General features: G+C 73.4%; 10 protein-coding genes. All 10 read right to left on the reverse strand.

Annotated features, from left to right (window positions below; genetic code table 11):
• Positions 1–37: 37 nt before the first annotated feature.
• The 10 genes from AB0B97_RS03620 to AB0B97_RS03665 all read right to left on the reverse strand — a co-directional run bounded on the left by AB0B97_RS03620 (position 38) and on the right by AB0B97_RS03665 (position 11091).
• Positions 38–808: an ABC transporter ATP-binding protein gene (locus AB0B97_RS03620; RefSeq protein WP_357490304.1), complete on the reverse strand. Its 771-nt coding sequence runs from the start codon at positions 806–808 to the stop codon at positions 38–40.
• Positions 808–1551: an ABC transporter ATP-binding protein gene (locus AB0B97_RS03625; RefSeq protein ID WP_357490305.1), complete on the reverse strand. Its 744-nt coding sequence runs from the start codon at positions 1549–1551 to the stop codon at positions 808–810. Before AB0B97_RS03625 ends, AB0B97_RS03620 begins: the two co-directional genes overlap by 1 nt.
• Positions 1548–2576 carry a branched-chain amino acid ABC transporter permease gene (locus tag AB0B97_RS03630; RefSeq protein WP_357490307.1) on the reverse strand — a complete coding sequence of 343 codons (1029 nt, stop codon included), beginning with the start codon at positions 2574–2576 and terminating at the stop codon, positions 1548–1550. Before AB0B97_RS03630 ends, AB0B97_RS03625 begins: the two co-directional genes overlap by 4 nt.
• Entirely contained in the window at positions 2573–3469 is an 897-nt protein-coding gene (locus tag AB0B97_RS03635) for a branched-chain amino acid ABC transporter permease (RefSeq protein WP_357490309.1), read from the reverse strand. The genes AB0B97_RS03630 and AB0B97_RS03635 overlap by 4 nt, the downstream gene beginning before the upstream one ends.
• Positions 3466–4659, reverse strand: coding sequence for an ABC transporter substrate-binding protein (locus AB0B97_RS03640; protein ID WP_357490310.1), 1194 nt, complete (start codon positions 4657–4659; stop codon positions 3466–3468). The genes AB0B97_RS03635 and AB0B97_RS03640 overlap by 4 nt, the downstream gene beginning before the upstream one ends.
• A 38-nt stretch (positions 4660–4697) precedes the next feature.
• Complete coding sequence (locus tag AB0B97_RS03645; protein ID WP_007460021.1) at positions 4698–5102, reverse strand: roadblock/LC7 domain-containing protein; 405 nt, start codon at positions 5100–5102, stop codon at positions 4698–4700.
• A gap of 16 nt (positions 5103–5118) precedes the next feature.
• On the reverse strand, positions 5119–7503 hold the full coding sequence (locus AB0B97_RS03650; RefSeq protein ID WP_357490312.1) for a nitrate- and nitrite sensing domain-containing protein: 2385 nt from the start codon (positions 7501–7503) through the stop codon (positions 5119–5121).
• 254 nt (positions 7504–7757) lie between these two features.
• A complete protein-coding gene (locus tag AB0B97_RS03655; RefSeq protein WP_357490314.1) occupies positions 7758–8237 on the reverse strand; it encodes a helix-turn-helix transcriptional regulator in 480 nt (159 codons plus the stop codon).
• A 243-nt stretch (positions 8238–8480) separates the two neighbouring features.
• Positions 8481–9773 carry a cytochrome P450 gene (locus AB0B97_RS03660; protein WP_357490315.1) on the reverse strand — a complete coding sequence of 431 codons (1293 nt, stop codon included), beginning with the start codon at positions 9771–9773 and terminating at the stop codon, positions 8481–8483.
• Between the two features lie 367 nt (positions 9774–10140).
• Positions 10141–11091 carry a hypothetical protein gene (locus tag AB0B97_RS03665; RefSeq protein ID WP_357490317.1) on the reverse strand — a complete coding sequence of 317 codons (951 nt, stop codon included), beginning with the start codon at positions 11089–11091 and terminating at the stop codon, positions 10141–10143.
• Positions 11092–11147: the final 56 nt, after the last annotated feature.

Below are 11147 nucleotides of genomic sequence, written 5' to 3' on the forward strand. Positions count from 1 at the left end.
GCGGGGTGTCGGCCGGTGAGTCGACGGACCGGTTGACCTACGGGGTGTCGGCCCAGAGCCGAGGGTTCGATCGGGTCACCGGGGGCGGCGCGGTGGGGGCGATGCCGACGATCGCCTCCAGCGGACCCGGGTCGCTGCGCGCCTCGGCGGTCGGCCGGTCGTAGACGACCCGGCCGTACTCCAGCACCGCGACCCGGTCGGCGACCTCGATCGCGTGGCGGAGCTGCTGTTCGACGAGCAGCACGGTCAGACCTCCGGCGGCTAGGTGGCCGATGAGGTCGCGGACCCGGGCGGCCAGGTCGGGGGAGAGCCCCTCGCAGGGCTCGTCGAGCAGCAGCACCCGTGGCTGACCGAGCAGCGCGCGGGCGATGGCCAGCATCTGCTGCTCACCGCCGGAGAGCTCGCAGCCGCGGTGGCGTAGCCGTGCCGCCAGCCGGGGCAGCAGTTCGAGGATCCGGGGCACCGTCCAGCCCTCGCCGCCCGGCGTCGCGGCCCGCCACGGCGACGCCGCCAGGACGAGGTGCTCGGCCACCGTCAACCGGGAGAAGACCCGCCGGCCCTGCGGCACGAGGCCGACGCCGGACTGGGCGACCCGGTGGGGCTGCCGCCCGGCCACGTGGACGCCGCCGATCTCGATGCGTCCGCTGGAGGCGCGCACCAACCCGGCGATGGTGTGCACGAGGGTGCTCTTGCCCGCACCGTTGCGGCCCACCACTGCCTGGATGCTGCCCGGGTGCACCCGGAGGTCCACCTCGTGCAGCACGATCCCCCCGGCGTAGCCGGCGCAGAGCCGCTCCACGTACAGCATCAGGACACCCCGTCGGCGTAGGCCTGCCGCACCAGCGGCGAGGTACGGATCTCGTCAGGTGTGCCGGCGGCCAGTGTCCGGCCGTCGCGCAGCACGGTGACGGTGTCGCACAGGGCGTACACCAGGTCCAGATGGTGCTCGACCAGCAGGACGGCGACCTCCCGGGGCAGCGCCGCCAGCAGCTCGGCCAGCCGGTCGACCTCGGTGGCCGACAGCCCGGCCGCCGGCTCGTCGAGCAGCAGCAGGCGCGGACGGCCGGCGAGGGCCATGGCGATCTCCACCTGCCGGCGCTGGCCGTGCGCGAGGTGACCGGCGGGCACCGTCGCGAGATCGGACAGGCCCAGCTGTTCGAGCAGGTCGGCGGCGAGCCGGCGGGCCGTGCCCCGGGTCCCTCCGGGCCACCACCTCCGGCGTCGGATGGTCCGAGGCAGGGCGGCGACCTCGATGTTCTCGATCGTGGTGAGGGTCGCGAAGACCGCGGGGCGCTGATGGGTCCGGTTGATGCCGCGGCGGGCCCGCGCCGCCGGACCGAGCCGGCTGACGTCGCGGCCGGCGAAGCGCACCGTGCCGCGCTGCGGCCGTGTCGTCGCGCCGAGCACGTTGAGCAGGGTCGTCTTGCCGGCACCGTTCGGCCCGATCACTGCGTGTCGCTGGCCGTCGTGCACGCACAGGTCGACGTCGGTGAGCGCGGCCAGCGAGCCGTACCGCACACTGATCTTCCCGGCGCTAAGAAGGCAGTTCATACCCGCAGCTCCGGCGTCGGGCCGCGGTCGCGGGTGGGTGTCGCAGCCGGCTGGCGCGGCGCGGGGATCGGTGGCCGGGATCGGCCGCGCGGTCGGCGGACCCGGGTGACGCCGGTGGGCAGCAGGTAGACCGTCGCCACGAACAGGGCGCCCAGCACCAGCGGCGCGTGACCGGGCAGCACCCCGAACAACCAGTCGCGTACGGCGATGACGAGCGCCGCCCCGACCAGCGCGCCGCCGATCGACGCGGTGCCGCCGATGACGACCCCGAGCAGGAGCAGCGCGGAGGTGTCGAAGCCGAAGTCGGCGGGGGAGATGTACTGCTGGGCGACGACGAGCAGGGAGCCGGCGGCGCCGGCGATCGCCCCGGCGGCGACGTGCGCGCCGGACAGGTACAGCCCCACCCGGTGCCCGCTGGCCCGCAGCCGCATCTCGTCGTCCCGGCCGGCGCGCAGCAGCGGCCCGACCCGGGTCCGCAGCAGCAGGAGCACCGCGCCGACGAGTGTCGCCACGACGGCAAGCGTGTAGAGATAGCGGGCCTGGTCGGTCGCCAGGACCGGCAGCCCCCACAGGGGACGGACGGGGGTGATGCCGGCCAGGCCGTCCGTGCCACCGGTCACCGACCGCCAGCGCCCGAGGACGGTCACGGCGAGTTCGCCGATCGCCAGGGTGATCATCAGGACGATGACTCCCCGGGCCGGGACGATCAGCGGCAGGGTCACGGCGGCGAGCGTCGCCCCGGCCAGCGCCGCCACGGCGACCTGCACGACGCCGACGTCGGAGACCTGGCTGCCGAGCACGGCGCTGGCGTACGCGCCGGCGGCGTACGGCGCGGTCTGGCCCAGGGTGGGCATGCCGGCGACACCGGTGAGCAGCGCCACGCTCACCCCGACCAGGCCCAGCGCGAGCGTCCGGGCGAGGATCGCCGCGGTGTAGTCGTCCACCACCCACGGCGCCACGACCAGGCCGGCCAGGACGACCGTCGCGACGGCGAGGCGTACCCGGCGGATCACCTCGTCCCTCACGCCGCCGCCCACCGTGGGGCCAGGCCCCGTGCCCGCACGGCGAGCACGGCAGCCATGGCGGCGAACAGCAGGAACGGGGCGGCCGACGGCAGCAGCGCCACGCCCAGGGTCTGGATCTCCCCGATCGCCAGCGCCGCGAGCAGGGTGCCTCCCATGGATCCGAGGCCGCCGAGGACGACGACCACGAGCGAGAGCAGCAGCACCGTGTCGGCGGTGTCCGTCCCGGGCCCGATGATCGGGGCGCCCAGAACCCCGGCCGCGCCGGCCAGCGCGCCACCGGCGGCGAGCACACCGACCCGGATCCGCGTGGGGCTCACGCCCAGGCAGGCGACCATCTCCGGGTCGTCCACGGCGGCGCGGACCAGCATCCCGGCCCGGGTCCGCCGCACCGTCAGGTAGAGCCCGGCCGCGAGCGCCGCGGCCACCACGATGAACACCAGCCGGTACGCGGCGTAGCGGTGCCCGGCGACCGCCACCGACCCGTCGAGGGCGGCGGGCACCAGCACCTGCGGATCGTCGGGCCCGAAGCCGGCGACGAGCAGGCTGCCGCCGGCCAGCGCCACCCCGAAGGTCAGCAGCGCCTGGGTGAGATGGTTGCCGGTGGCGACAGGTGTGAGCAGGCCGGCGAGCAGCACACCCGCCGCGGCGGCGGCCAGGATGCCGACACCCAGCGCCAGGGCCAGACTCCCCCAGCCGCCGTCGAGCAGCGCCGCGGCGGTGTAGCCGCCGATCGCGTACAGCATGCCGTGCGCCAGGTTGAGGATGTTGGCGACGCCGAAGCAGAAGACCAGGCCCGCCGCCGCCACGAAGACGAGCAGCCCGTAGGCGACACCGTCCAGCGCCGGGATGACGTACGGGTCGATCCGGTTCGGGCCGGCCGCCACCGCGATCACCGGCCGATGGTCGCGAGGTCACCCACGACGGTGTTGGACAGCGCCCGACCGTCCTGGCGGACCTGACGCAGGTACCACTTCTGCACCGGCGAGTGCGTGACGGTGGAGAACTGCCACGCGCCCCGCGGGCTGGCGATCTGCCCGAGCTTGCCGATCTGCGCGTTGATGGCCTCCGGTGTCGGATCGTCGCCGGCGGCCCCGATGGCCCGGTCGAGCACCGCCGCCGCGTCGTACGACGCCAGGGCGTACGTCGTCGGCGACCCGTCGTGCTTGGCCTTCCACGCCGCGACGAAGCCCCGGTTCTCGGCGTTGTCGAGGTCGGGGGAGTAGTTGAGCACCGAGAAGATGTCCCGGGCCGCCTCGCCCTGCGCGTTGAGCACGCCGCCCTCGGTGAGGAACCCGGCCGCGTACAGCGGAACGTCCCTGATCTCGGACTGCGCGTACTGCTTGACGAAGTCGACGGCGGCGCTGCCGGCGTAGAAGGTGTAGACCGCCTGCGCACCGGACGCCTTGATCCGGGCGAAGTACGGCGTGAAGTTGGTGGTGGCCGGGAACGGGGTGAAGGTGGTCTTGCCGTCGGGGTTGGCGAGGGTTCCGCCGGCCTTGGCGAACGCCTCGGTGAAGCCGCGCAGCTCGTCCCAGCCACCCTGGTAGTCGGGGCCGATGGCGTACACCGAGCCCTTGACGTTGTCCCGGACGTGCTGGGCGATCGCGGCGCCCGGCTCGTCGGAGAGGTACGAGGTGTGCCAGACCCGGGAGACGTCCTTGATCTCGGGTCGGCCGTTGGAGCCGACGAGCGGGACCTTGGTCTCCTGCAGCAGCGGGTAGACGCCGGCCACCGAACCGCCGCCGACGATGCCGGTGAGCGCGGCCACGCGGTCCTGCTTGAGCAGCTTGGTCGCCGCGGGCACTGCGGTCGCGGCGCCGTTGCCCTCGTCGGCGACGACGAGGTCCACCTGCCGGCCGCCGAGCTTGCCGTCGTGCGTGTCCAGGTACAGCTCGAAGCCGTCGCGGATCTCCTTGCCGACGGACTGGTACGTGCCGGACAGCGAGGCGAGCAGGCCGATCTTGATGGATCCGCCGCCGGTCGTGCCGGGCTCGTCGTCGGCGCAGGCGGTGCTGGCGGTCAGCACGAGCGCGAGCAGCACCGCGGTGCGGGCACGGCTGCGCAAAGGGGTGGTGAGGGACATGTCGTCTCCAGGGGAAGGGGAGGGGTCTGTCGGTGGGGTCAGCGGCTGCGGGCGAGCGCCGCGCGGGCCGCGGGGGTCAGCGCGTCGCCGATCCGGTTGGCCAGCTCCGTCATCTCGTAGGAGACCTTGCCCACGTCGCACTCGGGCGCGGCGAGCACCAGCAGCGACGCCCCGTCGTTGAAGGCCATCGAGAACATGAATCCACCTTCGAGCTGGGTGACGTTGGAGATCACCGCCCCCGCGTCGAAGAAGGCCGCCGCGCCGCGCAGCAGGCTGACCAGGCCGCTGCCCGTCGCCGCGAGCTGGTCGGCCCGGTCCGGCGGCAGATCACGGGTGGCGGCCACCATCAGGCCGTCACTGGAGATGGCGATCGCATGGCTGACCTCGGTCGCGCGCTCGGCGAAGCTGTCCAGCAGCCAGCCGAGGTCCTGGTGGTCGGTCACGTGCTCTCCCTGTCGGTCATGAGTTGCCGCTGTTGATCGGGGTGCGCCGGCGGGCCGCCACTCCGCGCGCGTACGCGGCCATCGCGCTGGCGACCTGGGCCGGGTCCCGGTATTCGGAGCGTTGTTGTTGGTGCTGCTGCGCCACGGTGACGCCACCGGGCACCAGGTGTCGTTGCGGCTGCCGTTTCGGCAGGCCGGAGGTGGTGGTCGCGGCCACGTCGGGGGTGTGCGCCTGCGCGGCGGTACGCCAGGCGTCGTCGGCGGGGCTGGACCACTGCCGGCCGTCGGAGGAGTCGACGACGTCGGCGTGGAACCAGTGGTTGACCTGGTCGAAGATGAGCAGCTCCTCGGTCGGCGCGTCGCCGGGGTCCACGCTGGGCGTCGGGCGGAACACGGGCGCCGCCGGCAGGGTCCGCGCCGCGGGGGCGTGCCCGGCGGTCGGCTCCGGCCGCGGGCGGTACGGCGGGGGCGCGGACGTGCGGGCGGCCCGCCGCGACAACCGGCCGGGAGCGAGCAGGTACTCCTCCGGCGGGAGCGACCGGATCATCGCCGCGGGCAGCGTCGCCTCGGCGAGGGTGCCGCGGCGGGGGCCGCGACGTAGTTGGACGCTGGCTCCCAGCCGGGCGGCGAGTTGGCCCACGACGACCAGCCCCATGGCCCGCACGGCGGCGACGTCGATGGCGGGTGGCCGGGCCAGCAGCTCGTTGAGTTGCTGCAACCGTTGTGGGGGCAGACCGACGCCCTCGTCGCTGATCTGGATGATGACCCGGTCGCCGAGGCTGCGGCCGCTCACCCAGGTCTCGCTGCCCGGCGGCGAGTACGCGGTCGCGTTGTCCATGAGTTCGGCGAGCAGGTGCACGACCTCGTCGACGGACTTGGCGGCCACGGCGACGTCGCCGTCGACCATGCCGAGCCGGATGCGCGCGTAGTGCTCGATCTGCGACAGGGCCGCCTGGAGCACCTGTTGCAGCGGGACGTCGTGCTGGCGTACCCGGCCGACGCCGACGCCGCCGAGCACGAGCAGGCTGGCGTTGATGCGGCCCATCCGGGTCGCCAGGTTGTCCAGGGTGTAGAGCTGGTCCAGGCGGTCGGGGTCGGTCTCGTCCCGTTCGACCCGGTCGACCTGCGCCAGGACGGCGTCGACCAGTCGCTGTTCGCGCCGGCTCAGGTGGATGAAGATGTCGGCGGTGTTGGCGCGCATGACGGCCTGTTCGGCGGCGGTCCGCACGGCGGCCTGGTGCACGGCGCTGAACGCCTGGCCCAGCTCGCCGATCTCGTCGTCGCTGGAGGGTTCGAGGGCCGCGGTGGACTGTTGCCGGGCCAGCTCGTCGGGGTCCACGCTCGCGCTGTCGGGGCGTTGCAACCGGGCCACCACGGCGGGGAGTTGTTCGAACGCGACGGCGTTGGCCGCGTCGCGCAGCCGGCGCAGCCGGCGGGTGATCTGCCGGGCGACGGCCCAGGTCACGAGCGCGGTCAGCAGCAGCGCCAGCAGTACGCCCACCGCCTCGGCCACGGCCCGGCGACGCTGGTCGGCGTGGGCGGCCCGGACGTCGTCGAGCACGGCGGCGTCGACGCGCCCCCGCAGGTCGGCGAGGCGGGCGGCGCGTTGCTGTGTCGTGGTCACCCAGTCGGCGGTCTGCAGGCGCAGTGGCGTGCCCGGCTGGGCGCGGGACACCTCGTCCTGCATCCGTTGCAGGGCCAGCGCCTCCTTGCCGGTGCCGGCCTGCTCCCACCAGATGCTCCACTCGGTGGGGGCGAGGGCCAGGAACGACAGGCTGGACTCGGTGTAGCTGGTGCGGGCGGCGGTGATGTCCTGCTGGGTGGCGGGGGTCAGCTCGCCGGCCGCGACGGCGCGGAGCACGGCGACCTGCTGTTGGCCGATCGCCTCGGCGGTCTTCGACAGGGCGGCCGAGGCTCGGATCCCGTCGGCGAGCCGGGCGTTGACGACGCCGTGCGAGACGTTCTCCCGGAAGGTGATCAGGTCGGCGATCGCGATGCGGTAGCTGAAGGTCATCGCGGACACCGAGGCGTGCTCGGCCGTGCGGACCTGGGTGCGCAGCGGAGACAGGCCGTCCAACGCCGCGTCGATGCGACGCAGGAGCGCCGCGTCGGCGTCGGTAGGCACCTTGTCCCGCTGTCGGCGGTACCGCTCGACGGCGGCGTCGGTGGCGCCCAGCTCCACGCCGAAGGTGTCCTGCTGCTCCGCGTCGGGGTGGGTGAGCAGGTCGGCGGCGGCGGCCCGTTCGCGTTGCAGCCGGTACGCCAGGTCGCCGGCCTCGGCGCCGAGGCGTGCCACGACCTCGAGGTCGCTGGCGCGGGTCGTCTGGCGTGCGCTCTCGGTGAGCGCGAGGCCGGCGAACCCGATCACGGCCACCAGTGGCGCCGCCACGATGAGGCGCATCCGACCGGCGATCTTCCAGGCGCGTCGACTCCTCGGGTAGGGTCGGGCCGCGTGGGACCTCGTGCTCGACGCCAAGATTGACTCCCACGACTCGTCGATGACGGTCAATACGCACCTTGCCGAATGCAAGTCCCATTCCGCCGGAACCCGCGCTCGGAGGCCAGACCTGGCGGTGGTACAAACTGGCCGTACCAGCATCTGTACCCAGAGTCAGCGGCCGGTGGCGCGCGGCGGCCGGTCGCGGGTGGCCGCGCTCAGCGCTTGTCGTCGAGGTGCTCGGGTGCGCGGCGCGGCCCGGGGTCGTCCGCGTCCGGTTGGCTGCTGAGCACCTGGCCGATCAGCTCCCGCAGCTCGTCGATGGCGTCCACCACGGCGCCCGGGTCGCGCGCGTCGCGCCGACTCCGCTGGCGCGGTACGGGCGGATCGAGGCGCGTCTGCTCGGGGGTCCGTGGACCCCGCCGGCCGTCGGCCGCCAACTGCTCGGCCGCGACCTGCGGCCACAGCGAGGCCAGCACGCCGCCGGTGTCGAGCACGTCGTCGCAGCGCACCGCGAACTCGTGGCTGCCGAAGCGGCGGCCCGACTCCACCGCGGCGACCGTCTCCCGGCTGAACCGCACCAGGTCCGCCAGGGCCCGCTGGGTCAGTCCCCGTCGGACCCGGCAGCTGCGCAGCTCCCAGCGGAACTGTTGGCTGGCCGCGGAGTGAGCGGCGCTCGGCGGGGGCGTGTGCTCCATGCGCTCACCTTCGTGGCACCCACGAATCAACAGCAGGTGTCAGATCGAGATTGGCCGATGGGTTGAACATTCATAGGGGGCAATTCTTAACCCTGGACACGATGGGTGTGAAGACGTGCGGCGAGATGAATCGCCGCGCAAAGCGCGCGAGCCCACACGCCCGACCCGCCGAGACGTGTCCCGCCGGTCGGACCCGGCCGCGTCGGTCGGGCCCGCAGGTCAGCGCCGCCGGCCTCCTCGTCGTCAGGCGGCGGGTGCCCCGGTGGCGGCGGCCGGAGCTGCCGTCGGGCCGTCGGTAGGCGCGAGAATATCGATTGTCGCGACGAGTGCGTGGTGCGCGCGAAATGACACATTGGGCTTGAATGAGCGGCGGTGTTCGGGTGCCAGTCGGAGGCCGGGAATGGCGGCGGCGAGTCGGGTGAGAGCCACACCGGCCTCCAGTCGCGCCAATGCGGCGCCGATGCAGAAATGCGGGCCGTGGCCGAACGACAGGTGGTCGGCGGCGTCGAGGCGGCGTGGGGCGAACCGGTCCGGGTGGGCGAAGACCGCGGGGTCCCGGTTCGCCGCTCCGATCATCAGCAGACAACGCGCTCCCGCCGGAATCGTGACCCCACCCAGAGTGACGTCCCGGCACGTCACCCGCAACCAACCGTCGATGGCGGGTGCGAACCGGAGGGTCTCGGTCACGAAGTCGGGCACGGATCGCGGCTCGGCGACGAGCGCCTGCCATCGCTGCCGGTCGGACAGGGCCTCGTCGAGTGCGTGGGCGAGCAGACCGGCGGTCGTCTCGTGCCCGGCGACCAGAAGGTTGAAGGCGAGGCTCGCCACCTCGGTCACCGTCAGCACCGTGTCGTCGTCGTCGCGGTAGGCCAGCGCCCGGCTGATGAAGTCGGCGCCCTCGGATCCACTGTCGAGTCGCCGTCGCACCAGATCCTGGCAGTAGTGCCAGAACTCCAGCAGCCCCCGGGCCAGACGTACCTGCTCGTCCGGGTCCGGCTGCCCCCAGATCAGGGCGACCTGACCGTCCGCCCACCGCCGGATCTGGTCGACGTCGGCGTCGGGCACCCCGAGGATGTCCAGGATGACCAGCAGCGGAAGCTCTGTGGTGAACTCACCGACGAGATCCGCCCGCCGGCCGGCCCGGGCCACGAGTCGGGCCACCAGGTCGTCGACGCGGCGACGGACGATCGCGCCGTACTCGGCCTCGGCCCGGTCCGCGGTGTTGGCGAAGGTGGCCCGCAGGGCGCGGCGGGTGCGGGGGTGCGTCGGCGGGTCGGCGGCGGCCGTCGTGGGTGGCGCGTCGATCCGCATGATGACGCTCATCGCCTCCGGGCAGACCTCGTAGATCGGGGCGAGGGTGAGGGCGTTGCCGAACGTCGCGGCGTCGGCGAGGGCTTGTCGGACGTCCGCGTGCCGGCTGATCAGCCACAGGCCCAGATCCTCGGCGTAGGGCACCCGGTCGGGGTCGTCGAGAATGCGTCGCCAGGCGCTTGCGGGATCGGTGAGATAGACCCCGGAAAACGGATTCAACTGCATCGAACGCCTCCTGACGCGCCGCACTAAAACCAACGACGCTCGCATTCCGCACATCGCCGATGGCGGGCCGACAATGGTGCGCATCTGCCGCGCGTCCTTCACGGTGCGCCGGCTCGATGCACAAGTCAAGATTGGCAGCTATCTATTTGATGGAGTGCTAACTGTTCCTCGCAGAACCGTTCCGGAGCTGGCCGGATGCACCTTGCACCCCGGTGCTTGCCCGCTCCATCCTCGGGCGCGGGCCCGATCGTGACTCAGCCGTCCACACTGGTCGATGGGATTGCCGGAATGTGCAAATCCTCATTTCCGGCAACGATTCCGCACGGACGAAGGTGACGTCGCGGCGAAAGGCGAACCCGCGGGGCGTTCAGCCGTCGGCGCGCTGCGCCGCCGGCTTGGTCAGGTGTGCCAGCCAACCGCCCAGGCGCCCCAGCGCGCCGGTCGATTCGAGCAGGGAGATTCCACCACCCACCATTGCCACCCCCGCCGTGGCGGCGATCATCCCGACCGGATACTCCCGGGCGTGGAACGCCAGCAGGCCCAGCACGGTGACCGCCGTCCCGCTGAGCGCCAGCAACGCGCCGGCGAGGGCGTCGCGCCGCTCGGCGAACACGAAGACGAGCGTCACGCCCAGCCAGCACAGGCCGGCCACCGCGACCAGGGCGGCGGTCGCCAGGGATCCGTCACGAGCCAGACGCACGCTGGCGGGAACGCTCAGCACGCCCAGCGCGCCGGCCCGGGACCACGTCACACGGGCCTCCCGCAGCAGCGCGAGGCCGGGGCTGCCCGTGCCGAAGAGGTGCCGGCGGTCGTACAGGACGAGCAGGCCCAACGCCACGGCGAAGCTCCCCAGGATCACCCCGACGAACCGGGCGCCGGCCCGTTCGACGCCGAAGGCGTCGGCGACCACGAACAGACCCGCGGTGCAGATGCTGATCCCCGCCAGCGAGGTCAGGGCGGTCGCCCGGTCCTGGGCGACCAGCGCGGCGCAGGCGATCGCCACGACCGCCACCAGGGTGAGCGGCCCGGCCCACGACGACGGCGTCGTCACGGCCAGCGCGACACCCACGACCGCGACGTAGAGCAGGATCCGGGGCAGCGCCGCGGCCAGCGGGGCCCGCTCGTCGAGTCGATTGTGGCCGTACACCACGGCCACCACCAGGATCACGGCGCCGACGGCGACCGGCGGGAGCACGGTGGCCAGCTGGTTCAGGGCCACTGCCGAGCCCGCCGGGCCGAGCCACCCGACCAACCGCAGCCGCCACCGCGCGGTCCCGGCCCGCGGCGGCAAGGGCTGCGGTTCGCGTACGGACGACATGCCGCCAGCCTCGCACCCGGTCGCCAGTCGCGGCGAGAGCTCGCCGCCGGCCGAGG

It is taken from the genome of Micromonospora sp. NPDC049004, from assembly GCF_040649315.1.
Taxonomy (GTDB): Bacteria; Actinomycetota; Actinomycetes; order Mycobacteriales; family Micromonosporaceae; genus Micromonospora.

Coding starts and splice junctions, on each gene's coding strand:
- AB0B97_RS03620 (WP_357490304.1), bottom strand. CDS start 808: ATGCTGTACGTGGAGCGGCTCTGCGCCGGCTACGCCGGGGGGATCGTG.
- AB0B97_RS03625 (WP_357490305.1), bottom strand. CDS start 1,551: ATGAACTGCCTTCTTAGCGCCGGGAAGATCAGTGTGCGGTACGGCTCG.
- AB0B97_RS03640 (WP_357490310.1), bottom strand. CDS start 4,659: ATGTCCCTCACCACCCCTTTGCGCAGCCGTGCCCGCACCGCGGTGCTG.
- AB0B97_RS03650 (WP_357490312.1), bottom strand. CDS start 7,503: ATGCGCCTCATCGTGGCGGCGCCACTGGTGGCCGTGATCGGGTTCGCC.
- AB0B97_RS03655 (WP_357490314.1), bottom strand. CDS start 8,237: ATGGAGCACACGCCCCCGCCGAGCGCCGCTCACTCCGCGGCCAGCCAA.
- AB0B97_RS03660 (WP_357490315.1), bottom strand. CDS start 9,773: ATGCAGTTGAATCCGTTTTCCGGGGTCTATCTCACCGATCCCGCAAGC.
- AB0B97_RS03665 (WP_357490317.1), bottom strand. CDS start 11,091: ATGTCGTCCGTACGCGAACCGCAGCCCTTGCCGCCGCGGGCCGGGACC.